The 24,441-nt window shown below is 65.9% G+C and carries 21 protein-coding genes; 9 read left to right on the top strand and 12 right to left on the bottom strand.

Annotation, left to right across the window (positions count from 1 at the left end):
* Window positions 1-24 precede the first annotated feature (24 nt).
* Window positions 25-852, top strand: a complete 828-nt coding sequence (locus M0R89_RS05155; protein ID WP_248651496.1) for a phosphatase PAP2 family protein — start codon at window positions 25-27, stop codon at window positions 850-852.
* A 51-nt stretch (window positions 853-903) separates the two neighbouring features.
* Here the strand turns inward: M0R89_RS05155 and glnA are convergent, their stop codons facing one another.
* Window positions 904-2,274, bottom strand: coding sequence for a type I glutamate--ammonia ligase (gene glnA / locus M0R89_RS05150; protein ID WP_248651495.1), 1,371 nt, complete (start codon window positions 2,272-2,274; stop codon window positions 904-906).
* Between the two features lie 125 nt (window positions 2,275-2,399).
* On the opposite strand from glnA, the gene lrp reads away from it, so the two are divergent.
* The 3 genes from lrp (at window position 2,400) to M0R89_RS05135 (ending at window position 5,198) form a co-directional block, all read left to right on the top strand.
* Window positions 2,400-2,861 (top strand): HTH-type transcriptional regulator Lrp, encoded by a 462-nt coding sequence (gene lrp / locus M0R89_RS05145; RefSeq protein WP_248651494.1) that lies wholly within the window; start codon window positions 2,400-2,402, stop codon window positions 2,859-2,861.
* Between the two features lie 72 nt (window positions 2,862-2,933).
* Window positions 2,934-3,587, top strand: a complete 654-nt coding sequence (locus M0R89_RS05140) for a helix-turn-helix domain-containing protein (protein WP_248651493.1) — start codon at window positions 2,934-2,936, stop codon at window positions 3,585-3,587.
* 51 nt (window positions 3,588-3,638) lie between these two features.
* Window positions 3,639-5,198, top strand: a complete 1,560-nt coding sequence (locus M0R89_RS05135; protein WP_248651492.1) for a TrkH family potassium uptake protein — start codon at window positions 3,639-3,641, stop codon at window positions 5,196-5,198.
* 208 nt (window positions 5,199-5,406) lie between these two features.
* On the opposite strand, the gene thsA is transcribed toward M0R89_RS05135, so the two are convergent.
* From thsA to eif1A, 6 genes are all read right to left on the bottom strand, one after another.
* Window positions 5,407-7,086 carry a thermosome subunit alpha gene (gene thsA, locus M0R89_RS05130; RefSeq protein ID WP_248652319.1) on the bottom strand — a complete coding sequence of 560 codons (1,680 nt, stop codon included), beginning with the start codon at window positions 7,084-7,086 and terminating at the stop codon, window positions 5,407-5,409.
* A gap of 314 nt (window positions 7,087-7,400) precedes the next feature.
* Window positions 7,401-7,949, bottom strand: coding sequence for a KH domain-containing protein (locus tag M0R89_RS05125; RefSeq protein WP_248651491.1), 549 nt, complete (start codon window positions 7,947-7,949; stop codon window positions 7,401-7,403).
* A 71-nt stretch (window positions 7,950-8,020) separates the two neighbouring features.
* On the bottom strand, window positions 8,021-9,286 hold the full coding sequence (locus M0R89_RS05120; protein WP_248651490.1) for a tryptophan--tRNA ligase: 1,266 nt from the start codon (window positions 9,284-9,286) through the stop codon (window positions 8,021-8,023).
* Window positions 9,287-9,512: 226 nt separating this feature from the next.
* The gene (gene rio1 / locus M0R89_RS05115; protein WP_248651489.1) at window positions 9,513-10,376 is read right to left on the bottom strand and encodes a serine/threonine-protein kinase Rio1; all 864 of its coding nucleotides are present in this window, start codon (window positions 10,374-10,376) and stop codon (window positions 9,513-9,515) included.
* Window positions 10,377-10,436: 60 nt separating this feature from the next.
* Complete coding sequence (locus M0R89_RS05110) at window positions 10,437-11,105, bottom strand: nitroreductase family protein (RefSeq protein ID WP_248651488.1); 669 nt, start codon at window positions 11,103-11,105, stop codon at window positions 10,437-10,439.
* A 234-nt stretch (window positions 11,106-11,339) separates the two neighbouring features.
* Window positions 11,340-11,630 carry a translation initiation factor eIF-1A gene (eif1A, locus tag M0R89_RS05105; RefSeq protein WP_135824748.1) on the bottom strand — a complete coding sequence of 97 codons (291 nt, stop codon included), beginning with the start codon at window positions 11,628-11,630 and terminating at the stop codon, window positions 11,340-11,342.
* Window positions 11,631-11,729: 99 nt separating this feature from the next.
* On the opposite strand from eif1A, the gene M0R89_RS05100 reads away from it, so the two are divergent.
* The gene (locus M0R89_RS05100) at window positions 11,730-11,942 is read left to right on the top strand and encodes a DUF7470 family protein (protein ID WP_248651487.1); all 213 of its coding nucleotides are present in this window, start codon (window positions 11,730-11,732) and stop codon (window positions 11,940-11,942) included.
* A gap of 100 nt (window positions 11,943-12,042) precedes the next feature.
* On the opposite strand, the gene M0R89_RS05095 is transcribed toward M0R89_RS05100, so the two are convergent.
* From M0R89_RS05095 to rnz, 4 genes are all read right to left on the bottom strand, one after another.
* Window positions 12,043-13,023: a tyrosine--tRNA ligase gene (locus M0R89_RS05095; protein WP_248651486.1), complete on the bottom strand. Its 981-nt coding sequence runs from the start codon at window positions 13,021-13,023 to the stop codon at window positions 12,043-12,045.
* Window positions 13,024-13,135: 112 nt separating this feature from the next.
* Window positions 13,136-15,142, bottom strand: coding sequence for a DUF460 domain-containing protein (locus M0R89_RS05090; protein WP_248651485.1), 2,007 nt, complete (start codon window positions 15,140-15,142; stop codon window positions 13,136-13,138).
* A 127-nt stretch (window positions 15,143-15,269) separates the two neighbouring features.
* The gene (locus M0R89_RS05085) at window positions 15,270-17,357 is read right to left on the bottom strand and encodes a 5'-nucleotidase C-terminal domain-containing protein (RefSeq protein ID WP_248651484.1); all 2,088 of its coding nucleotides are present in this window, start codon (window positions 17,355-17,357) and stop codon (window positions 15,270-15,272) included.
* Between the two features lie 124 nt (window positions 17,358-17,481).
* Window positions 17,482-18,408: a ribonuclease Z gene (rnz, locus tag M0R89_RS05080; RefSeq protein ID WP_248651483.1), complete on the bottom strand. Its 927-nt coding sequence runs from the start codon at window positions 18,406-18,408 to the stop codon at window positions 17,482-17,484.
* A 223-nt stretch (window positions 18,409-18,631) separates the two neighbouring features.
* On the opposite strand from rnz, the gene M0R89_RS05075 reads away from it, so the two are divergent.
* The 4 genes from M0R89_RS05075 to M0R89_RS05060 all read left to right on the top strand — a co-directional run bounded on the left by M0R89_RS05075 (window position 18,632) and on the right by M0R89_RS05060 (window position 23,369).
* Window positions 18,632-20,485, top strand: coding sequence for a DUF7282 domain-containing protein (locus tag M0R89_RS05075; protein WP_248651482.1), 1,854 nt, complete (start codon window positions 18,632-18,634; stop codon window positions 20,483-20,485).
* A 150-nt stretch (window positions 20,486-20,635) separates the two neighbouring features.
* Window positions 20,636-21,670, top strand: coding sequence for a DUF4382 domain-containing protein (locus M0R89_RS05070; RefSeq protein WP_248651481.1), 1,035 nt, complete (start codon window positions 20,636-20,638; stop codon window positions 21,668-21,670).
* Window positions 21,671-21,867: 197 nt separating this feature from the next.
* A complete protein-coding gene (locus M0R89_RS05065; protein WP_248651480.1) occupies window positions 21,868-22,884 on the top strand; it encodes an AAA family ATPase in 1,017 nt (338 codons plus the stop codon).
* 47 nt (window positions 22,885-22,931) lie between these two features.
* Window positions 22,932-23,369 (top strand): acyl-CoA thioesterase, encoded by a 438-nt coding sequence (locus tag M0R89_RS05060; RefSeq protein ID WP_248651479.1) that lies wholly within the window; start codon window positions 22,932-22,934, stop codon window positions 23,367-23,369.
* Window position 23,370: 1 nt separating this feature from the next.
* Here M0R89_RS05060 and M0R89_RS05055 read toward each other — a convergent pair whose 3' ends face one another.
* Window positions 23,371-24,432 (bottom strand): methyltransferase domain-containing protein, encoded by a 1,062-nt coding sequence (locus M0R89_RS05055; protein ID WP_248652318.1) that lies wholly within the window; start codon window positions 24,430-24,432, stop codon window positions 23,371-23,373.
* Window positions 24,433-24,441 lie beyond the last annotated feature (9 nt).

The raw sequence follows: 24,441 nt of genomic DNA, 5'->3' as shown, positions 1-24,441 counted from the left end.
TTCCCCCATGAGTATCACCGCTCCATGCCCGGACGCGGAGTCGGTGTCACCGCATCGCTCGAACGACTGCTCTCGCCGTGGGTCCGCGAACTGTTCGCGCTGCTCACCCAACTGGGCGACGCGTGGTTCCTCTTTTCCGCGGTCGCTCTCGTCTACTGGTTCGGCAACCGGCGGCGCGGCGCGTTCGCGCTCTCGGCGGTCCTCGGCGCGCTGGCGCTGACCCTCGCGCTCAAGGGACTGTTCGCGCTCCCCCGTCCGCCGACCGAGTTGTACGCCGGTCACGCCAGCGGCTACGGCTTCCCGAGCGGTCACGCCATCGGCGCGACGGTTCTGTGGGGACTGCTCGCGCTCGTCCTCGAACGCGGCTCCCACCGGTGGCGCGCCATCGGGGCGGGAACCGTCGTGGCCGTCGTGGCGACGTCGCGTCTCGTCATCGGCGTCCACTACGTCGTCGACGTGGTCGTCGGCGTCGCGGTCGGACTGGCGTACCTCGCGGCGCTCCTCTACGTGACCGAGTGGAGTCCGACCCGCGGGTTCGTCGTCGCCGCCGGCTTGACCCTCGCGGCGGTCGTCACGAACGGTCTGACCCACGACTCGGTCGCCATGGTCGCCGGCATCACCGGTGCCGGCGCGACGTGGTCGGCGCTGGACGCGAGGCCCGGCGAGTCGGTCCACCTGCCCGCCGCGGCGGTCGGACTGGCCGCGCTCGGCGCGGTCGGCTACGCGGGCAACAGACTCACGCTCCCGCTCGCGGGCGTGTTCGTCCTGAACCTCGTGGTACCCGTGGGAATCCTGCTGTTGCCGCTGGCCGTCGAGCGCGCGAAAAGCGTTCGGTCGGCGTCGCCGACCTGAGAAGGAAGCGTCGCGTTTCGAGGTCCGCGCCGGAGCGTTCGGAGACCCGACTCAGAACTTTTCGAGGTACTTCTCTTTCTCCCACGCCGAGACGTGAGTCTTGTAGTCGGCGTAGTCGGCGCGCTTGGCCTCCACGAACTTCTCGGTGACGTGGTCGCCGAGCGCCTCCCGAACTACGTCGTCCTCTTCGAGCGCGTCGAGTGCGCTGTCGAGGCTACCGGGGAGCGTGGTGATGCCGTACTCGTCGAGTTTGGCGTCGTCGAACTCGTAGATGTCCTCCCGGACGGGGTCGCCCGGGTCGGCGTCGTTCTCGATACCTTCGAGTCCGGCCTTGATGACGACGGCGAGCGCGAGGTAGGGGTTCGAGGACGGGTCGGGACTGCGAATCTCGAACCGGGAACTCGCGCCGGCGGCGTCGGGGACGCGGATGAGCGCGGTGCGGTTCACGTCGCTCCACGCGACGTAGACCGGGGCCTCGTAGCCGGGGACGAGACGCTTGTAGGAGTTGACCGTCGGGTTCGTGACCGCGGTGAACGCCTCGGCGTGGTTCAGGACGCCGCCCATGAACTTGTAGGCGGTCTCGCTCAGGTTGAACTCGTCGTCCTCGTCGGCGAAGGCGTTGCCCTCGTCGTCGAAGAGGCTGATGTGGCTGTGCATGCCCGACCCGTTGATGGCGCTGATGGGCTTGGGCATGAACGTCGCGTGGATGTCGTTCTGCTCGGCGACGGCGCGGACGACCGCACGGAAGGTCGCGATGTTGTCCGCGGCCGACAGCGCGTCGTCGTACTTGAAGTTGATTTCGTGTTGGCCGTCGGCCACCTCGTGGTGGCTGGCCTCGACCTCGAAGCCCATCTGCTCCAACGTGAAGATTATCTCACGGCGCACGTCGCTCGCGAGGTCCTTCGGCGCGAGGTCGAAGTAGCCGCCCGAGTCGTGGGGGATGGTCGTCGCCTTCCCCTTCTCGTCCTTCTCGAACAGGAAGAACTCGGGTTCGGGACCGATGCTGACCGTGTAACCCATCTCCTCGGCCTCCGCGAGGACGCTCTTGAGCACCTGCCGGGGACCGCCCTCGAACGGCGTCCCGTCGGTGTTCACCACGTCACAGATGAGGCGCGCGCTCGCCGTGTCGCCGTCCGAGCGCCACGGGAGCACGGCGAACGTCTCGGGGTCGGGTTCGAGACGCATGTCGCTCTCTTGAATCCGGACGAACCCCTCGATGGAGGAGCCGTCGAACCAGATGCCCTCCTCGAAGGCCTTCTCGACCTGCGAGGCGGGCACGCTGACGTTCTTCACGGTTCCGGTGATGTCGGTAAACTGGAGGCGAACGAAGTCGACGTTTTCTTCCTCTATCTGGTCGAGCACGTCCTCTTCGGCTTCGGTCAGCCCCGATTCCTTGCTGGCGGCGATTTGTCCATCCGTCATCTTTGTCGTCGTTGTTCACAACTACATCAACTATTAAAACCTTATTGGTCCGCGCAATTCTGTGTTTCCGGACTAGAACTGGATATTCGTAAAATTCTAAAGGCCGGCGACCGTCGGTGAACGTAATGACGTACGAAAACCTCGACGCGAAGTTGGTGAATGCGCTATTGGGCGACGGACGAGCGAGTCTCCGGAGTCTCGCCGAGGACCTCGACGTGTCGGTCACGACCGTCTCGAACCACCTCAACGACCTCGAAGACCAGGGCATCATCGACGGCTACACGCCGAAGGTCGACTACGACGCGCTCGGCTACGACGTGACCGCGATTATCCAACTCAAGGTCGAGGGCAACGCGTTGGCCGACGTTACCGAGAACCTCCGGAGCCACGACCAGATGATAAGCGTCTACGAGGTCACGGGCGACTACGACATCATCGCGGTCGGCAAGTTCGCCGACACCGACGGGATGAACCGCGGCATCAAGACCCTGCTCAACGACCCGGACATCAAGGAGAGCAACACCAGCGTCGTCCTGAACGCGGCCAGCGAACACGAGCAGTTCGAACTCGACATCGAGGAGAGGTGAGTTCGACTAGGGTGTACGCGAAGTTGATTTAGTATCGACAGGCTTTCAAGCAATCGAGAGTAGTGGTCCCTAATGAGCCTTATTGCCGAGTTCTCCCTCCGGTCGTCGGAACTCGCGCTGTCGGCTGCGCTCGACGCGGCCCCGGACGTGACCGTCGAACTCGAACAGCAGATGGCCACCGAGTTCGACGTGCCCGTGATGATGCTCTGGGCGTTCGGCGGCGACTTCGGCCGACTCGAAACCGGGCTCGAACGCGACGAGTCGGTCCGAGAGAGCGCCGCCATCGAAGCGCTCGGCGACCGGAAGCTCTACCGGATTCGTCTCGACCCCGACAACCTCTGCCCGATCTACCCCCTCTATCAGCGACTCGGCGCGTCGCCGATGGCCGCGACCGGGTCGGCCGACGGGTGGGAGCGACGGGTCCGATTTCCGGACCGGGACTCGGTGGTCGAGATGCGCAGACGCTGCGCCGAACGAGACGTGACCTTCCGACTCCGGCGACTTTACACGCCCGGCGACGGAGAACTCGAAGACGAGTTCGGCCTGAGCGCGGAACAGCGAGACGCTCTGACGACCGCAGAGCGCGTGGGCTACTTCGAGGTCCCGCGAGAGGTGGCGCTGGAGGAGTTGGGCGAGGAACTCGGCGTCAGCGGCCAGTCGGCCTCCGAGCGCATCCGGCGGGGCATCTCGAAACTCGTCTCGAACACGCTGCTGAGCGACTTCTAACTTCGGCGGACGCGCAGTTTACAAGTCTCAAACCCGAACTCCGGAGGGACGATGGAGTGGGACCGGCGCGCAACGTTCTGGAACGTCGGCCGGGCGCTTGAGTACTTCAGTTGCATCACCGCATCGCTGGTCGCCGTCTCGCTCGCCGCTGGCGAGTACTACGCCGTGCCCGGCGTTCTCGGGTCCGCCCTCGCGACGTTCCTCGCGGGCGTCGGGTTCAAGCGGGCGGGCACTCCTTCGGAGACCCGCGACAAGGCGCTGAGTTACGCGTCGGCCGCGGCCGTCTGGCTGGTGGTCGGGGCGTTCGGCGCGCTCCCCTTCCTCTCGCTGGCGTGGACGGTCGCGCTGGAGCCGACGCTGGCGTCGGCCCCGCCGCTCTCTCCGACCCTCGCGGCGTTCCGCTCGCCGACGAACGCGCTGTTCGAGGCGGTCAGCGGACTCACCGGCACGGGTCTGACGGTGACCCGCCACGAGAGTCGGCTTCCGGCGACGCTCCAGTTCTGGCGGTCGCTCCTCCAGTGGGTCGGCGGCGTCGGCATCGTCGTCTTGGTCGTGTCGGTGTTCGAGTCGGCCGGACCGCTCGCCCACTACTACGAGAGCGAGATTCCCGTGGGCGAGATGAAGTCGCGACCGGCCGAACCTCGCGCGATGCTGCTCGCGTTCTCGGTCGCCACGCTCGCGTCGATTGCGGTCCTCTGGGCGGTCGGGATGTCGGCGTGGGCGGCCCTCAACCACGGCCTGTCCGCCATCTCGACCGGCGGGTTCACGGTAACCGACGCGAGCGCGGCGGCCTACGGTGCCCCCGTGCAGGTCGCGCTGATGCCGATTATGGTGGTCGGGGCGGTCCCGGTTCCGGTGTACTACCTCGCGCTCCGGGGCGACCTCCGGGAGTTCTACGTCGACCTCCAGTCGCGGTGGCTGTGGGTGTCGCTCGCCGTCGGGTCGGTCGCGGTCACGGGACTGCTCGCGTTCGACGCGACGTACCCGTCGGCCCAGTCGGCCGCCCTGTACGGGACGTTTCAGTTCGTGTCGGCGATGACGTGCGCCGGGTTCGGGACTGCCTCGGTGGGTTCGTGGCCGACCTCGGCGCTCGTCGTCGTCACTCTCGGGATGTTCGTCGGCGGCGCGATGGGTTCGACCGCGGCGGGCATCAAGGTGATTCGGGGTCTCAGCCTCGTCAAGGGGACGTGGCACAGGGTGACGAACGTGTTCTTTCCCGGCGGCGACACCGGGTACCGGGACGCGGCGGCCAGCGAGTCGTCGTACATCGGTTCCATCGTCACCCGACACGCCGCGACCAACTACGACGACGCGTCGTTCGTGACGGTCCTGTGGTTCGGAACGTTCGTCTTCGGCGTCCTCGCCCTCGCGATACTCATGCCCGACTCGGTTCCGCTCGCGCGAATCGTTTTCGACGTGGCCAGCGCCGTCAGCGCCGTCGGACTCTCGACGGGCATCACGGGCGCGGAGATGCCGGGGTCGGCGAAGCTGACGCTGGTGGTCGTCATGTGGGCCGGTAGACTCGAAGTGTTCCCGGTCCTCGTCCTGCTCCGGAGTCTCCTCGTGGCGGACGACGACACGTTCGACGTCACCGAGGACTCCGACGACTGACCGGTCGGCGTTCGGATGCCACCGACGGTCGGCCGCCAGATTCGACTGCGCCGCCCGCAGCGAACGCTGTTCGGTCGGCGGACGCGAAGAAAGCAGAACGAAATGGGTTCCGGGACGCGGTGCCAGACGACAGCGCGCAACTGAATCGGATGGTCGGTCGGTGCGGTCGAGCGTCGGTGGAGCGGTGAAGCGAGGCGGTGGGCCTAGCTTACATCGCGCCGCCCATACCGCCCATACCGCCCATGCCGCCCATGCCGCCGCCCATACCGCCGCCGGGGCCGCCAGCGCCGGGGTCGCCGCCGTCGTCGCTGTCGACCTGACCGCCTTTCAGGTCGCCCGCGGCGATGACGTCGTCGATGCGGAGCAGCATGACGGCCGCCTCGGTGGCGGACTCGATGGCCTGCGTCTTGACTCGGAGCGGCTCGACCACGCCGTCCTCCTCCATGTCCACGATGTCGCCGGTGTAGGCGTCGAGACCCGCGTTGAAGTTACCGCCGTCGTGCTGACTGCGGAGGTCGACCAGCGAGTCGATGGGGTCGAGACCCGCGTTCTCGGCGAGGGTGCGCGGGATGACTTCGAGGGTGTCGGCGAACGCTTCGACCGCGAGCTGTTCGCGGCCGCCGACGGAGTCGGCGTAGTCGCGCAGTTCGAGCGCGAGTTCCGTCTCGGGCGCGCCGCCGCCGGGGACGACCTTGCCGTCCTCCAGCGTGACGCGCACGACGCCGAGACTGTCCTCGATGGCGCGCTCGACTTCGTCCACGACGTGTTCGGTGCCGCCGCGGAGGATGAGGCTGACGGACTTGGCCTCTTCGACGTCCTCGACGAAGATGCGCTGGTCGCCGCCGACGTCCTTCTGGGCGACGGAGCCGGCGAAGCCGAGGTCGTCGGCCTCGATGTCCTTGACGCTGCTGACGATGTTCGCGCCGGTCGAGCGGGCCAGCTTGCTCAGGTCGTCGGACTTGGCGCGGCGGACCGCGATGATGCCCGCTTCCGCGAGGAAGTGCTGGGCCATGTCGTCGATGCCGCCGTCCACGAAGACGACGTCGGCGCCGACCTCTTCGAGCTTGTCGACCATCTCGCGGAGCTGCTCCTCTTCCTGGTCGAGGAACTGCTGAAGCTGGTCGGGGTCGGTGACGTTGACCTCGGCGTCGATTTCGGTCTCCTTGATTTCGAGGGCGTCGTCGAGCAGGGCGATGTTCGCGTCCTCGACGAAGTAGGGCATGTTCTCGTGGACGCGCTCCTTGTCCACGATGACGCCTTCGACGAGTTCGGACTGGTCGATGGAACCGCCGACGACCGTCTCGACCTTGACGTTGTCCGTGTCGACGCCGTCCTCGTCGGCGACGCTCTGGACCGCGCGGACGACGAGTTCGGCGAGGTACTCCTTGGAGTTCTCCGCGCCCTTGCCGGTCATCGCGGTGGACGCGATCTTCTCGAGGTATTCGGTGTCGTCGGCGTCCACGTCGATGGCCTTCTCTTCGAGGATGTCCTTGGCCTTCTCGGCGGCCTGACGGTACCCCTGCGCGAGCGTGGTCGCGTGGATGTCCTGTTCGAGGAGGTCCTCGGCCTTTTCGAGGAGTTCACCGGCGACGACGACCGCGCTGGTCGTCCCGTCGCCGACCTCGTCCTCCTGCGTCTCGGAGACTTCCACGACCATGTTGGCCGCGGGGTGCTCGATGTCCATCTCCTTGAGGATGGTCACGCCGTCGTTCGTGACGACGACTTCGCCCGTGGAGTCCACGAGCATCTTGTCCATCCCTTTCGGACCGAGCGTCGTCCGAACGGCCTCGGCGACGGCGGTCCCGGCGGTGATGTTCATCGACTGCGCGTCCTTCCCGGAGGTGCGCTGGCTGTCCTCGGAAAGTACAATCATCGGCTGGTTGCCCATTCGTTGTGCCATGTTCGTTGCAATGATTGATTGCCATTCTACATAAACCTTTCCCTAAACGCCGTGAGAACGCCATGCACAGAAGCCGACACATGATATGGGAATGGTTATCACATCGGGTTTTATATACTATGGTGCGAACCGTCGGCTCGGACAGAGACGCACTCGATTTCGATTCCGAGACGGGCGTCTCTGTATTTCATCGCTTCTCTACATATTAGAAGAGTAACATTACTGAGGGAACGCTCGACGATACCGCTGTGACAACGAAACCCCGAGCCGAAACTGCCGAACGCTCCGAAAGAAGAGGACGCCTATCCGGGGAACTGGTGGAACTCCATCCCCTCGCGCTTCATCTCGTTGCGCTTGCGTTCGAGGAACGAGTACACCGACCCGTGGGGCGCACCGTCGAGAATCATCTCGGCGGCGCTCCGGACGACGTCGACCTGCTTGGGACTGCCGATGACGCCCATCGTGGTGCCGTAGATGACGACGCTCGCGCCGGTCAACTCCTCCATGAGTTCCCGAGTCCGGCCGTTCTCGCCGATGAGTCGCCCCTTCTGGCGTTCGAGGTCGTTCTTGTTCCGGGCGGCGGCGTCGATGTCGATGATGTCGAACATCATCATGTCGTCGTCCAGAAGCGTGAGCGCCTCGTCGGGCGCGAACCCGCGGCCGATGGCCTTCACGATCTCCGGTCCCTTGAGGCCGAGGATGGGGTCGCCGTTCTTCTCGATCTCGACCTTCCCGTTCTCGGAGTCGATGTCGAGTCGCACCTCCGCGCGACTCTCGATTTCGCGCATCGTCTCACCTCCTTCGCCGATGAGAACACCGATTCGGTCCTGCGGAATCTTCACGTGTTGCATGCGAATACGTACTCGCTCGGGGTCTTTTAAGCCTTCGTCCGCGTGCGAACGAATAGAAAAACCGCCACTGGTCAGTCGAAGCGACCGACGCCCTCCGGGAGCGCGCGCTCGCGTTCGTCGTCGGTGAGCCGGTACTTCTCGAACTCGGCTTCGAGGTCGTCGATGCGCTCGCGGCGCTCCCGATGGCCTTCGAGGAGGTCTCCGATTTTCTCGGCGGCGTAGGCCTTGAGTTCCCCGCTGAGGAGGTCGCCCGCCCGGTACTCCCGAGCGAGTCTATCGAGGGTCGCGTCGTCCTCCTCGAAGAAGAACGCGAGCAGTTGGTAGGCGACGTCCACCTCGGGGGCGCCGCCGTGTTCGCGGTGAGCGTCGAGGCTCGACCGTCCGCCGGAGTAGGCGTGGGTCTGGACCTTCTCCTCGACCGTCTCGCGGTCGTCGGTGAGGTAGATGGCGGGCGCGCTGTCCGAACTGCTCATCTTCCCCGGCCCGTCGAGCGTCGGCAGGAACTTGCTCAGCAGGGCCGCGGGCTTGTCCACGTCGAAGCGCTCTTTCCCCGCAACGTCGCGCGCGAGGCGGACGTGGGGGTCTTGGTCGGCCGCGATGGGAACGAGGCTGGCGTGTCGCCCGTGGACCAGTTGGGGCAAGAGCAGATGGGCGATTTGGACGGCGGGGTAGAACGACGCCCCGACGTTGTCGGGTCGCCCATACGTCGCCTCCATCGTCGACTGGGTGACGTGCTTGGCGAACTGGGCCGCGAGCGGATATATCACGTCAGCGTCGGCGGTATCGACCACGATGCGGGTTCGCTCGGGGTCGAAGCCGACTGCCAGCAGGTCGCGCAGGTTCTCGCGCGCGTACTCGCCGACCTCGGCCAGCGAGAGGTCCTTCCCGAAGTACTTCTCGTCGTCCGACACGGGGACGTAGACGTGCGCGCCGGTCCGCTCTTGGAGGTGCTTGGCGTGGTAGAAGTGCATCGCGTGGCCGACGTGCATCGGTCCCGAGGGGCCGACGCCTGTCACGAGCGAGACGGTCTCGCCCGACTCCGCGGCCTCGTCGACCTGCGTCGAGTTGCCTGCAGAGCCACGCTCTACGGCGTCGAGGAACCTGTCAACGTCCCGGCCCGCGTAGAACACCTTCCGGCGAACCATCGGGTGCGGGTCGGGGAAGCGGGCTACCTGTTCGTCGGTCAGTTCGTCCGCGCCGAAGCGTTCGAGCAGTTCGCGGTAGTCGACGTCGCCCTCGACGGTGTCGGGGGTGACGGTGAACTCGGCGTCTCGCGTCGCGTCGTCCGTCGCGGCGTTTTCGGTTGCGGTGTCGTCTGTCGTGGTGTCTTCTGCCATGTGTCTGGATACGGGTGGCTGGCGCTCGGAAGTCGATGCGCGAGAAAGCGAGTGAGCGCCGCCGCCTCGGACGCCCGGTGAAGGCCGGTGCGCCCTCGGTTACGACACTGTCCGCTCTCCGGGCGACTGCCAGCGCCAAGTGCGGAGAGCGGACTCCATCGAGTTCACGTAGCCGCTCCGGGAGTATCAGCGTTTCGCCGACCGCTCGCCCGGCCGACGCTCCGACTCACTTGTCCGGGTCGGCGTTCTCCCGAATCCACGCCTCCAACTCGTCGCCGTGAACGTCCATCCCCTGTCGCTGGAAGAAGGAGGCGACGTTGGCGCAGTCCCGCGTCAGGAAGTCGTCGCTGTTAGGGTGGTGAATCGTCACGGCCTGACCGAGGTCGATGATGACGAGTTCGCCGTCGTGGACGATGATGTTGTACTCGCTCAGGTCGCCGTGGACCAGTCCGGCGTCGTAGAGTCGTCGCATGTACTCGCGGACCACCTCGAAGGTGGTCTCGGGATTTTCGAGGTGGGCGTCGTCGAGGGTCGGCGCGCGCTCGCCGTCGGACCCCAGAAACTCCATGACGAGGACGTTCCGTTGGACCGCGATGGGTTCGGGGACGCGCACGCCGGCCTTCCGGGCGCGCTTGAGGTTGGCGAACTCCTTGCGGGTCCACGCGAGGACGACCCGCTTCTTGTTGCCGCCCAACTCCTCGAACCGGGGGTCGCCGACGAGGTACTCGCGCATGTCCCGGAAGTCCGAGGCGTTGATGCGGTAGACCTTCACCGCTACCTCGCCGCGTTCCTCGCTCCCGAGTGCGGTGTAGACGTTCGCCTCTTTCCCCGAGGAGATGGGGCCGCCGAACGCCTGCACGTAGCCGTCCTGAACCAGTTTGTAGAGGGCCGCCAGCGTGGCGTCGTCGAACACCGACTGCTCGACTTTGAACTGTTCGGTGTTCTTCAATCGCTCGCGGAACTCGTTGAACTCCCGGTCGCGCTGGCGCTGGACTTTGTCGGCCTCGGTGTCGGATACGTCTATCTCCTCCCACTCGTCCCCGACGCCCTCGACGTTCTCGGGTTCGAGCAGGCTGTGCTCCTCCGTCATCTGACCGGACCTAGCGCGCCCAGCGATAAAAGGGTGGGCTTCGGTACGAGGGAGTAGACTTCAGTACGTCTCGCGGTGGAGAATCTCCTCGACGTCGCGTCGCGGGAGTCGCTCGGGTTCCTCGCCGCCGCTCGGTCCGACGGCGATGAGCATCACCGGAATCTTGTCCTCGGGCAGGTCGAGGAACTCGGCCATCCCCTCGAAGTCGAAACCGCTCATCGGCGTGGCGGTCAGGCCGCGGGCGTGGGCCGACAGCAGCAGGTTCTGGGCCGCGAGGCTGGCGTTCCGGATGCCGTAGTCGCGCCCGGCCTGCTCGCTCTGGTAGCCGGCGACCGTCTGCTCTTTGACCTGCTCGCCGGTCTCCGCGTCGAAGCGGCCCGCTTCGACCCACTCCTCGAAGACGCGGTCGGCCGTCTCGGGTTCGGTGTGGCCGACCACCAGAATCGCGGTGCCGGCTTCCTTGACGTGTTCCTGCCCGTAAGCCAGTTCCACGACCTCGTCGAGCGCGTCGTCGTTCTGCACGGCGACGAACTCCCACGGCTGGAGGTTGTACGACGAGGGCGCGAGCGCGGCGTCTCGAATCAGCGCTTCGAGCGTCTCGTCGTCGAGCTTGGCGTCGGGGTCGAAGTTGTGACCCGACCGTCGGGACCGGATGGCCTCGATTGCGGTCGGAATCTCCTCGTCGTGGGCTACCTCGGGGTCGTCGGTTTCGGACTGCTGTGATGACATACCGAACAGTAGGGACTAAACACTTAACGGGTAATCGCAATCCCGCGTTCTTGCCTATTGGGGTCTGGTGCCCTGACACAGACGTAACCACCCGACGCCGACGTTACTTTGTCGGTGAAAAAGTCCAACTACTTCCGTCGGAGGTAGCGTCAGAGCCGTTCGGGCGAAGCGGCCGAACGTCGTCCGACCGGTCGCTCTCCCGCGAGCGAGAGCGCCGGAGGACGGCCCGCGTCTCTACTGGATGTGGCCTTCTTCGCGGAGTTGGTCGGCTTCCTGCTTGTCGTAGCGCCACTTGATGTCGGCCTTCTCGTCCTGCCAGTCCCACGGTTCGACCAGCACCACGTCGTCCTCTCGAATCCAAATGCGCTTTTGCATCTTGCCCGGAATCCGAGCGGTGCGCTCAGTTCCGTCGGCACATCGTACTTTTACGCGGTTCGCCCCGAGCATATTCGTGACAGTGGCGAAAACCTCGTCGTCGTCGGGCATGCGGAGGTTCTTCCGCCGTCCGCCGTCGTTGTCACTCATATTTCCGGTTTGGAGACGGGGAGGTTTAAATCCGCCGTCGTTCGTCGTCCCGCCGCCGGAGCAAGGGAGTTTAAGTTACGCCCGAACCCACCCCGACGTATGTTCGACAAACTCGGCGCGAAAGGCATCGTCGGGGTGTTGCTCCTGCTCGGCGGAATCGCAGTCATCGCACTCCAGAACCTCATCATCGCGGCCGGAATCGGACTCGTCGTCCTCGGATTCGTCCTCACGGCGTGGGGCCTCGTCTCGGGCCTCATGTCGAGTTTCGGTCTCGGCGGGATGATGGGCGGCGGTGGCGGTGGCTTCCAGTAGAACCGTTCGCGGTACGACTTCTGTCCGACCGACTCTGGCCGACTGACGAACGAAGAATATCGTTCGACGCGTCCGCTCGATTGGAGAGAGAACGAGGCGATTACTGCTCTATCTCTCGCAACTTCTCGCGGCCCGGCGCGACCAACTCGTCGAGGTAGTTCGCCAGCGCGCCCTTCGCGTCCGCCGGATGGAGTTCGCCGCTCTCGAGGTCCTCGGCCAGCGCCTCGTAGTCGTCGTACTCCAGATTCCCGCCGTACTCGTCGGGTCGCTCGACCACGACGGTCTCGAACCGCGGGAAGACGTGGTACTGGAAGATTTCGAGGACCGGGTTCTCGAGGTCGTCCTCGGGGTCGCGGGTCGGCGGGCAGAACGCCGAGTTGACCTTCTCCTCGATGTCCTCGGTCGAGTCCTCCATCGAGATGGTGACGCCCGAACTGCTCGACATCTTGCCCTCGCCCGTGCCGAGGTCGGCGAGGATGGGCGTGTGCAGACACGGCCGCGCCTCGTAGCCGATTTCGGGCAACTCCTCGCGCATCAGCATGTGGACCTTGCGCTGGTCGAGTCCGCCCACCGCGAGGTCCAAATCGAGGTACTCTATGTCCAGCGCCTGCATCAGGGGGTAGACCACGTGGCTGACCTTCGCGGTCTCGCCGCCCTGAATCTCGGCCATCGCGCGCTGGGCCCGGTTGAGGGTCGTGTCGAGTTCCAGTTTGTGGAGGTCCAGCGCGTAGTCGTCGTCCAGTTGGTACTCCGACCCGTAGACGAACTCCGTCTTGTCTTCGTCGAGTCCGTATGCGAGGAACTGCTTGCGCATCTTCTCGGCGGTCTCCTCTATCTCCTCGAAGGTGCCCTTCCCGTTGAGGTAGGCGTGTACGTCCGCCAGCAGGATGACGACCTCCATCCCCGCCTCTTGGAGGTCGATGAGTTTGTTCGCCGTGAGCATGTGCCCGATGTGGAGGACACCCGACGGCTCGTAGCCGACGTAGACGCGCTTGCCTTCGGGGTCCTCGGCGAGCGCTTCGACCTCCTCCTCGGTCACGACCTCCTCGGTGTTCCGCGAAATCAACTCGTAGGCGTCCATACGCGACCTGTGTCTCGCGCGCGGCTTTAGCGTTCCGGGACTGTGCCAACGATTCGAGAACGCGTCGGCGGTTCTCGCGGTATTTCTTCTCGAATAAAAGACGAAATTTACGTCACGGACTCTGCCCGCTGGCCTCCGACCCCGCGTCGTACTTTCGGTCGGCACGGTGTTCGCTGATGAGTCGGTCCAACTGCTCGGCCTTCTGCTCCTTTCGGCGGCTCTCGGCGTCCTCCTCCCAGTCCTCGATGACCGCCTCGACCTCCCGCTCGCGGGTCACGGCCAGTTCGTCGACCTCCTGAATCGTCACGTCGTCGGCGGGACCGACCGGAATCTCGTTCTCGAAGAGGACGCGGTCGGCCGCGTCGGAGAGTCCGCCTTCCCCGATTAGCACGACCTTCGGGTCGACCTCGGCGAGTCGCTCGGCGGTCGAGCGCCCCGCCCCCGAGGCGTCCCGGAGGTACACGATGTCGTCGGTCGCCAGTCCGAAGCTCTCATGGGCCGACTCTATCGCGACCTTGGTGAACTTCTCGACGGGCTTGACCGGCGTGAGTCCGGCCTTCTTCTCGGAGACGTCGCTGAAGTTCGAGTGGTCGAGTTTCCAGAGTTCCTTGAGGCGCGCGAGTTTGCCCTCCAGTTCCTCGATGCGCTCGTCCTTCTGGTCGAGTTCGCGCTCCAGTCGGTCGTTCTCGCGTTCGAGTCGGGAGACCTCCCGGCGCTCGCGAACGTCCTTGCGCTCCTCGCTTCTGGCGGCTTCGAGGTCGCCCTCCAGTTGCCCGATGCGGCCCTCCTTGCTCTCGATGGTGTCGTTCAGGTCCTCGACGTGGTCTTCGAGGCGCTCGACTTGGGCCTCCAACTGCTTGATTCGCTTCTCCTCGGCGGTGAGTTCCCGGGGCGTGTGTTCGGTCTCCTCCTCCTCGGTCTCCTCGTCGTCCGAGAGCGCGGCCAGCGCCGTCTCCACCGAGTCTTCGCCCGCCACCACGCGCGCGGTGACTTCCCCGCGGTCCATCCGCGGGGGCACCTTCTCGGCGATGCGCTGGAACTGGTCCTCGTGGTCGTCGAACGCGAAGAGCGCGGCCGCCATCGCGTCGCGTTCGTGGTCGTTGTCGTAGTCGTCGTCGCGGGTCCGGTGTTGCTTCTCGTCGACCGGCAGGTCCGACTGGGGAATCCACCCGGCGGCGTCGAAGCTTCGGCGAATCTTCTCGACGGTCTCGGGCATCGGTTCCACGTCGGCGGCGACCACGACCGGCCGGCCCCGCTCGATTATCCACTCGATGACTTCGGCGGTGTCGGCGGTCCGCGTGCTGAGCACGTCGAGGAGGTTCCCGTCCAAGTCCGCCACCGCGACCGCAGTGGTGGTTCCGGGGTCGATGCCGACCAGCACGTGGTCGCGGCGCTTGGCGAGCGGTTCGAACTCGATGCCGTCTCGGCGCTGGCGTTCGACCTCGACGCGCACGTCGCCCGAGCGCTCGTTCGACACCGGGATGTCCTCGGGGCGGCCCTCGACCTCGAAGACGGCGTTCGAGAACCCGCCGTACTTCTCGGTCGCGTCGCGCTCGTAGTCGAGGCCCGCCGAGTCCAGTTCGCTCTCGATTTCTCGACTTCGCTTCCGGACCGCGCCGTGAATCCGGCGGGTGTATCGGTCCTCGCTCCATCCGCCCTTGCCGGTCGAGCGCCCCCGCGAGACCTTTATCTCGGTGGTGTTGGTGAAGGCAGCGACCTCGTAGCCGACGTTCCCGGCCGCGAGTCGCGCGGCGGCCTCGGCCTCCTTCATCGGCTTCTTGCCGTAGGGGACCCCGTGGCGCGAGGCGACCCGCGAGAGTGGTTCGGGGCGCTCGGCACCCGTGACCTGGACGAGACGAGTCCCGTCCGGGAGGTCGCGCAGGAAGTGGACGAGCGCGTCCTTGTCGGACGCCAACTCGTACATGTTGTCGGTCGCGACGAGGGTGGGTTCTTCGCGCTCGACGAGTCGCCGTAGCTTTCGGTGAGATACCACGTCGCGGTCGATGTTCTCGCCATCGAACGCGACGAGCGCGTAGGAGGGTGCGTCGCCGCGGACGTCCCCGCTCTGGACGTCCACGCCGAAGACGAGCGTGTCGAGGGCACTCGTGCGGGCGTTCACGCTCCGGAGTAGGGTGTCGGCGGATATAAATCCGACGCGGGGGTCTCGATTTCCGGCACGAGGCGACGCCGGGGAACCGTCCGAGACGACCATCGACGTAGCGCGAGAAAAAGAAAACGGGCGTCGGTCAGACTCGACGCAGCACCACGAACACGGCCGCGAGCAGCGCGACGACGCCGGTCACCGGGGTGAAGCCGGGAATGTCGGTGTGGGTCTCGCCGGTCGTCGTCTCGGTCCCGTCCTCGACCGGAGCCTCCCGGGTCGTCGCCGTGGTGGTGTCGACCGTGGTAGCAGGCTCCGTGGTGGTCGCCGTGGTCGTCTCCGCGCCGAACTCGTCGGCCGACACCTCGGCGTTCAGCACGGAGTTGTTGAAGTAGACGCGCTGGTAGGCCGAGGTGTTGTACCCGCCGTAAATCTGGACGGCGTCGCCGCTCGACAGTTCGCGGAGTTCGGCGATGTCGAACGCGACCGTCACCGTGCCGTTCGACAGCGAGACCGATTCTGCCGCGAGGCGGTCGCTCGCGTCGCCGGTCGTCGCGTAGAACTCGCTGAGGTTCTGGGTGCCGTTCGGCGCGGCGAGTTCGACCGTCGCGGTCCTCTCGCTCGCGGTCACGGACTTCGTCTCGACCTCGGCGTCGACGCGCCGGATGCGGTTCTCGTCGGTCGGCGAGACGGGGCTGTTCGACCGGACGTACTTCACGAGGGCCGTCCCGTACAGCATGTGAGACTCGCTGACGACGGTGGCGTTCTGGAGCACCGAGTCGTCCCACCCGGCCATGTAGGAGTTGACCGTGACGTTGTACGTCTCGTCGTCGCTCACCGGTTCACCGCCGACCCACGCGTCCCGAATCCGGTCCGTGCCGTTGTGGCCGACCCACTCGTAGGTCACGCCGCTGACCTGCAACTTGGACTCCGCGCCGTACTGCTGGCCCTCCTCGCTTTCGAGCGTGACGACCTGACTGGCGAGCAACTGCTCCAGTTGCGCGCCGGTGAGTTCGACGGTGACCAGCGTGTTGCTGAACGGCAGCATGTTGTACGCGTCACCGACGGTCAGGTTGCCGGGTCCGTAGACGCCGTTCGAGCGGATGCCGCCCGCGTTGGTGATGGCGACCTCTGCGCCGGTCTGTGCCCGGAACGAGTCGCCTATCATGTTCCCGAGCGCGGTCTCGTCGTGGTAGTTCGAGGCGAACCGAGCGTCGAGTTCGACCGTCGTCCGCCCGGCGACCTTCGAGAGTTCCGCCTTGCGGGCGTCGGTGACGATGTTCGAGACGGTCTCGTTCTTCGAGACGTTCTCGGTAACGTCGAGGAGGCGACCGTTCCACCCCGTCACGTTGCCGTTCTCGACGGTGAGGTTGAGTTCCGCGACGTGTTCCGCGCGGGCCTCGGCCTCCATGATGACCGCGCCGCCGGTTTCGGCGGGCGGGTACTCGATTTCGTCGTCGCCGACCACGATGGCGTCGACGTTCTCGGTGGTGTTGGCGAGGGTCTTCGCCACGGGAACGCCGAGGTGGGCCGAGACGACGACCACGTCGACGTTCTTCTCCTGTTTGAGCATCGTGGCGTACTCGCTCGCGGTGTCGGAGTAGTTCTTCAGTTCGTAGCCCTGCTCGTCGAAGTCCACCGAGGTCTTGGACTTGATCTTCCGGTCGGCCACGCCGACGATGCCGACCTTCACGCCTCGTCGCTCGACGACGGTGTAGGGCTTCGTGCCGGGAATCGGTTCGCCGGTCTCCTCGTCCACGACGTTGGCCATCAGCCACGGGAACTCCGAGTTCTCGCTGAAGTTCGCCACGGCGTCGAAGCCGTAGTCGAGGTCGTGGTTCCCGATGACCTCGGCGGCCGGGTCGAGGACGTTCAGGACCTCGACCGGGGTTCGCCACTGCGTGAGCGGCGAGAGCGAGTGAGGACTCACTTCGTCACCGCCGCCGACCACGACGGTCGGGTTGTCGTGAGCGGCGCGGCGCTGGTTGATGAGCGTGACCATCCGCGGCAGAGTCCCGTTCTGGGCGGCCGCGGTCTGCACGTCGTTGTACGACAGGATGGTCAGCGTCGTCGCGCCGTCGGACGTGTTGTTCGTCGGGGTCTGCGCCGCGGTCGGTGCGGGCGCAGCGGTCCCGGTCGTGCTGTGCGAATCGGAGGCGCTCGCCGCGGCGGGCGGCACCGCACCCGCGACGACGAGAGAGAGAATCAGGAACAACGTTGCGGATTTGCGCATGCGTTCGGCCAATCGGAGAACCTCAGAATAAAACCAGCTATTTCCTGATAATTAGTCAAACGATGTCACAGTAATGGTTTTTGCGACTATCCTCGAAATGAACCCGCGCACCGGGGAGTGCGGATTACTCGTCGGGGTACGGAACGTCGAGCGTCTCGCCGTCGTCGGGGACGAACGCCTCGCCGTCGAAGACCTCCCGGGCCTCTGCGAGATGGTCGGAGATATCGCCCGCGTACCGCGAGGAGATGTGGGTCAGTGCGAGACGCCGAACGTCGGCCCTGCTGGCGATTTCTCCGGCCTGTCGAGCGGTCGAGTGGCCGGTGTCGCTCGCGCGGTCGGCCCGGTCCTCGGCGAAGGTGGCGTCGTGGACGAGCAGGTCGGCCTCGTCGGCGACTTCCGCGACCTCGGCGCTCGGCCGGGTGTCGCCGGTGTAGACGAACCGGCGGCCGGGTCGGGGGTCGCCGACGACCTGTTCGGGGTCGACGACCGTGCCGTCGTCGAGTTCGACCGATTCGCCCTCGTGGAGTCGCGAGAACTTCGGGCCGACCGGGACGCCCAGTTCCTCGGCCTTCTCGCGGTCGAACCGGCCCTTGCGGTCGTCCTCGACGAGTACGTAACCCAGCGAGTTGGTGTCGTGGTCGGTCCGGACTGTCCGGACCTCGTAGTCGTCGCGCCGGACCGCGGCCTCGTCGGGTCCGACGCCGTAGACGTGGACCGGAAACGACGGGCGGTTGTCGGCGGCGTGAATCAGCGCGTCGATTTCCTCCTCGGTTCCGGCGGGCGTGTAGACGGTCAGAGCCTCCTCGCGGTCGTTGAAGTCGAGGGTCTGAACCAGTCCGGGGAGTCCCAGCACGTGGTCGCCGTGGAGGTGCGTGACGAAGATTTCGGAGATGGTGAACCCCGTGCCGAAGCGCATCATCTGGCGCTGGGTGCCCTCGCCCGCGTCGAACAGCAACCGGTCACCCTCGCGGTTGACCAGCACCGAACTCGGGTTTCGCTCTGTGGTTGGCACTGCCCCGCCGGTTCCGAGAAAGGTAACGCGCATCGACATCTCAGAGAGACTCGGAGAGCGCGCGGGAAAGCGCCTTCGAAATCCCGAGCGCGGTACGCTGCGTTACTAACGCGGAAACAGCGGGTTACGACTCGAAGACGCATCGGAGAATCATCGGATAGTCCGGGCCTAAACCGGCGTATCAGCCTGTTACGGCCGTGAACGGTCGCGCCCGTTTATTCGCGGCCTCGCCGTCGCTTACTCTGCCGATTGGGGGTTACACATGACACGTGACAAAAAGACACTTAGCGCCGTCTTCATGGCGGTGTTGCTGGTTTTGGCGAGCGGAACAGCGGTATCGCTCGCCGTGACGGGGAGTACAGCAGACGCAGGTGCGAACGCCGTGGGGGTTCAGGAGACGACCACCGCGCAGAACGGCGAGGAGACGACCAGACAGGCCGACGAACCGGCCAACGGCGGAGCGAACGTGACGATCAACGAGCAGCAGTCCAACGGTGAGCGGATCGTCGTCGAGTCGGCGACCCTCCCGGAGGGCGGCTTCATCGCCATCCACGACTCGTCGGTCGCCGAGGCTCCGCTCGCGAGCGTCCTCGGCAACTCGGTGTACCTCGAACCGGGCACTCACGAGAACGTGACTATCACGCTCGCCCGGCCTATCACCGAGAGCCAGACGCTCGTCGCGATGCCGCACTTCGACACGAACAACAACCAGGTCTACGACTTCGTTCTCTCGACCGGTGAGGTCGACGGTCCGTACACGACCGACGGCCAAGTTCTCGTCGACCAAGCCAACGTGACCGTCGCGCAGGAAGAGACGACGACCACCGAGGCGGAAGCCGAGGAGACCACCACCACCGAGGAAGAAGTCGAGGAAACCACGACGACCGAGGAGGACGTCGTGGAGACGACCACTACTGAGGAAGAGGTCGAGGAGACCACCACCACCGAAGCGGACGTCGAGGAAACCACGACCGAGGCGGACGCTGAGGAGACCACCACCACCGAAGAAGTAGTCGACGAGACGACGACCGAGGGAGAGGTCGAGGAGACGACGACCGCCGAGGCTCCCGAGGGAATGGAGCAGTTCGTCTTCAAAATCGAGCAGATGAACATCGACCGATGGTCCTTCGTCATCGGTGACGAGGAGACGCCCGACCGGACGCAGACGATCAGTAACGTCACCATCACCGACCGGCGCGTCACCATCAACCTGACCAAGGTTCTCCAGCAGAGCGCCGCGGCCCAGCAGCAGGCGGGACCGATAACGACCGTGAGTCCCGAGAAGGCCGAGCAGATGATAGAGGAGAACCTCTCGCAGGACCTTCAGACCGTCCGCTACGTCATCAGCGACGTCACCATCGAGAACGTGACGTTCGTCGTCACGGCTCCCGAGGACATCGAACTGCCTCAGCCGCCGATGACGACCACGACGGCGCAACCCGAAGAGACCACGACCACCGAAGAAGAGGTCGAGGAAACGACGACGACCGAGGAAGTCGTCGAGGAGACCACGACCACGACCGAGGACGTAGTTAACGAGACTACGACCACGGAGGAGGTCGAGGAGACTACGACGACCGAGGAGGTCGTCGAAGAGACCACGACCACCGAAGAAGAGGTCGAGGAGACCACGACCACCGAGGAGGAAGCCGAGGAAACGACGACCACCGAAGGAGAGGTCGAGGAGACCACCACGACCGAGGAAGTGGTCGGTGAAACCACGACCACCGAAGAGGGTCAGGGCACGGCCGCTGGCGTCCAGTCCTTCGAGGTCGCGCAACTCGACGCGCCCGACAGCGCAACGGCGGGCGACAACGTCACCGTGAGCGCCACGGTCAGCAACCCCAACGACCAGCAGGCGACCCAGCAGGTCGCGTTCCGGCTCGAGGGGACCGTCGTCGCGCGTCAGAACGTCACGCTCGACGCGGGCGAACAGACCACCGTCGAGTTCGAGGTCGGCACCGAAGGCGTGCCCGCGGGTCAGTACATCCACGGGGTGTACACCCGCGACTTCGGTGAACTCGGGGTCATCGTGATAGAGGAACCGAGCGAAGAGACGACCGCCGCCGCGGAGACCGAGACGCCCGGTAACGAGACGACCACGGCCGCCGCGTAATCTCGACGCCGGCGACTCGACGCGGACGACTCAAATTTCTCACTATTTTCGCCGTTCAAAATCGTTGAAACGCAAGACAACGGCGGGTCGAAAACGGATACGAACGAGAACGACGATTTATCAACCCGTGCTGAGTCCGAACGAACCGTCATGAGTCGATACGCAGCGGTTTGTCTCGCGGTCGCGCTACTGCTCGCCGGATGTGTCGGCGGGCAGGGAGGAACGACGACGTCGCCCGCGCCCGGCGACGCCGAAACGACGACAGTCGCCGAAACGACGGAGGTCGCCGGAACGACCGCCGGAGGAGGCGCGACCGGCGGCGGGGAAACCACCAGCGACGCCAGCGCGGTGAACTTCTACCTGAGCGACGAACGGAACGCGATGGGTGACTTCGAGCATCTGAACGTCACCGTCTCGAAGGTCGGAATGAAACGCGCCGACGGTAAGTGGACGAACTACGACGTGGACAACCGCACCGTGGACTTGACCACGCTGACGGGCGCGAACGCGACCCGACTCGGCACCTTCGACGCGTCCAACGGCACGTACGACACGGTGTTCGTCCACATCGCCGAGGTGAACGGGACGCTGACGAACGGCGAGCAGGTCCGAGTCAAGTTGCCGAGCCAGAAGCTTCAGATTCACCAGTCGTTCACCGTCGGCGCGAACCAGTCGGTCGATTACGTCTTCGACACCTCCGTGTTTAAGGCGGGCAAGAGCGGGAAGTACATCCTCAAGCCGGTCATCAGCGAGTCGGGGACCGACAAGAAAATCGAGTCGGTGGACGACGAGGACGACAAGAACGAGCGTGAGGAGCGCGAAGGCGACGAGGACGCGAAAGACGACGAGAAGGCCGAGAAGGACGACGAGACGACAGCGGATGACGAGGCCGCGCTGAACGCGACGTTCGTCGGCAACGTCACCCGCGGCGAGAACGCCACCGTCTCGGTCGCGCAGAACGGAAGCGCCGCGGCGAACGCGACGGTCGCGGTGAACGGCGAGACCGTCGGCCGGACGGCCGCCGACGGGACCCTGACGTTCGCGGTGCCCGACGCCGACGAACTCGAAGTCGAAATCGAGACCGAGAACGGGTCGGCCAAACTCGAAACCGAGTTCGAGTCCGGCGACGACGGGACGGGAAGTGGCGAGACGGGGAACGGTGAACGGGGCGACGGCGGGAACTGACGCCGCGACCCGACGACCGTACTCGCGTGTGTAGGCTGTAAAACAATATACACGATTCTTTCGAGTGGAACTTCACGTCTTAGACGTGACTATAGCTGTCTAAAATTCCCGCAGTGGTGTCACGGCGGGCGTGTCCGAGCGCGGACGCTCGGACCGGACCGACCGATTCTTACCCGCCGACTCCCTACCTACCGGTAATGGACGCGCCGCTGTGGACCGAACGGTACGCCCCCGACCTCGCCGACCTCCCGCAGGAAGAGGTCCGCGACTACCTCCAGAAGGCCGTCGAGGACCCCATCAACCTCGTCATTCACGGCCCGGCCGGGGCGGGCAAGACCGCGGCAGTGCGGGCGCTGGCCCGCGAAGCCCACGACGACCCGGACAACGACCTCGTGGAGATAAACGTCGCGGACTTCTTCGGAATGACGAAAAAGGAGATAGCATCGGACCCGCGCTTCTCGTCGTTCATCGACAGCAAGCGCAAGCGCAACTCCTCGAAGGCCGACCTCATCAACCACGTCCTCAAGGAGTCGGCGAGCTATTCACCCGTCTCGGGGACGTACAAGACCGTCGTGCTGGACAACGCCGAGGCCATCCGCGAGGACTTCCAGCAGGCGCTCCGCCGGGTGATGGAGCGCCACCACGAGGCGACCCAGTTCGTCATCACGACGCGCCAACCGACCAAACTCATCCCGCCGATTCGCTCGCGGTGTTTCCCGGTGGCGATGCGCGCGCCCTCGGTGCCGGAAATCGTCGCGGTGCTCGAAGGCATCGTGGAGGCGGAGGGCGTCGAGTACGACGACAACGGCCTCGAATACGTCGCGGGGTACGCCAGCGGCGACCTCCGGAAGGCGATTCTGAGCGCCCAGACCACCGCCCAGAAGGAGGGCGAGGTGACGATGAACGCCGCCTACGAGGTGCTTGGCGAGGTGGGCGTCGCGGCCGAAATCGAGTCGATGCTGGACGACGCCGAGGCGGGCGAGTTCAGCGACGCCCGCAAGACCTTGGACGACCTGCTCGTCGACGAGGGGTACAGCGGCGAGGAAGTGCTACGGGAGATTCTCGACGTGGCCCACTCCGGCCGGTACACCGGCGACGAACTCGCGGAACTGACCCGCCTCGCCGGCGAAATCGACGCTGACCTCGCGGAGGGCGCGAACGACCGCGTCCACATCGGCCACCTGCTCGCGGAACTCGGCGCGGGCGAGGCGTAGCGAGCGCCGACCCACGTTTCTTCAGCGTCGCCCGCGAAGCCACGGCCATGCCGACGCTCTCGGAGACTCGCATCCAGAACCGCTACCGCGTCCAACCGAACGACGCCAACAACTACGAGACGCTCCACGGCGGCGAACTCATGAAGTGGATGGACGAACTCGGCGCGATGTCCGCGATGCGCTTCGCGGGCGAGACCTGCGTCACCGCGGGCGTCGACGACTTCTCCTTTCACCGCCCGGTCCCGGTCGGCGAAGTCGCGCTCATAGAGGCCTACGTCTACGACGCCGGTCGGACCAGCGTCAAGGTCCGACTCCGCGCGTGGCGCGAGAACCCCCGAACCGGCGACACCGAGCGCACCACCGGGTCGAGCTTCACCTTCGTCGCGTTGGGCGAGGAAGGAAAGCCGGTACCGGTGCCCGAACTGACAGTCGAGACGGACGAGGAGCGAGAACTCCGCGAGGCCGCCCGCGAGGCCGAAAACTGAATCACTCGACGCCCATCGAGTCGCCAATTCGGTCGGGCGACGACCCGTCGCTCGCGTCCAACACCGCGATGTGGCGCACGAGCGACCGATGCACTCGGCGCTCGAACTCGTCCTCGACGGTCCACCCCGCCGCGCGGGCCGCCTCGCCCCACGACCGGTCGCCGACGACGACGGCCCGGTCGGCGACCCGGCGGGCCTCCGCCAGCGCGCCCGCCACGAGGTCGTCCAAGTTCAGGTTCGCTATCTTCGACTGGCGGCCGTACGGCGCGTCGAAGACCACGGCGTCCACCGAGTCGTCGGGCAACGGTAGGTGGGTCGCGTCGCCCAGTAGGGTCGCCCACTCGCCCGTCGCTCGCTCCTCGCCGTCGAGGTAGCGCGACAGGTTCTCGGCCGCGCCGCGGGCCATCTTCGTCTGGGCGTCCGCGCCGAGTACGTTCGCACCGACCAGTCCGGCCTCGATGAGGCCGCCGCCGGTGCCACACATCGGGTCCAGTACGGTCGCGCCGGGCCGGGCACCCGCGAGATTGACCAGTGCGCGGGCCAGCAGCGGGTCCATCCCGCCGGGTTGGAAGAAGGGCCGGTCGGTCGGCTTCCGGGTGCCGAAGTCGCGGACGCTCTCGGCTTCGAGCCAGCCGAGCAGGCAGGTATCGTCGGAGAACAGCGCTCGGAGCTCGTGGTCGGGGTCGTCCAAGTCCACCGCGAAGCCGCAGTCGGTCAGCACTCCGCCGAGGACGCGCTCGGCGCGCTGAGTGTCGATTCCGGCGGTCTCTCGCACGTCGCGGGCGCGGACAGCCACGGTCCCCTCGCGGTCGGGCGCAGCGTCGGACGCGGTTTCCTCGCGGTCGAGTCCGGCTTCGAGCAGGACGCGCGCGGATTCGACGCTCGCGTCGGTCGTCCCGACCAACTCGCTGGCGCGGTGGGTGTAGGCCAGATTCCGCACGCGGTCGGTGACGGCGTTGGCGGTGGCGAGTCCGGGCGCGACGACTTCGACGCCGGTCGCGGCGCTCGCCGCCTCCGCGGCCGCGAATCGGTCGTCCTCTCCGCCGAGTTCGAGCGCGTACACGGTGTACCG

This window comes from Halorussus limi (genome assembly GCF_023238205.1).
GTDB classification, from domain to species: domain Archaea; phylum Halobacteriota; class Halobacteria; order Halobacteriales; family Haladaptataceae; genus Halorussus; species Halorussus limi.
Note: the sequence above shows the minus strand (reverse complement) of the source record. Positions and strands in the feature narration are given on the sequence as shown.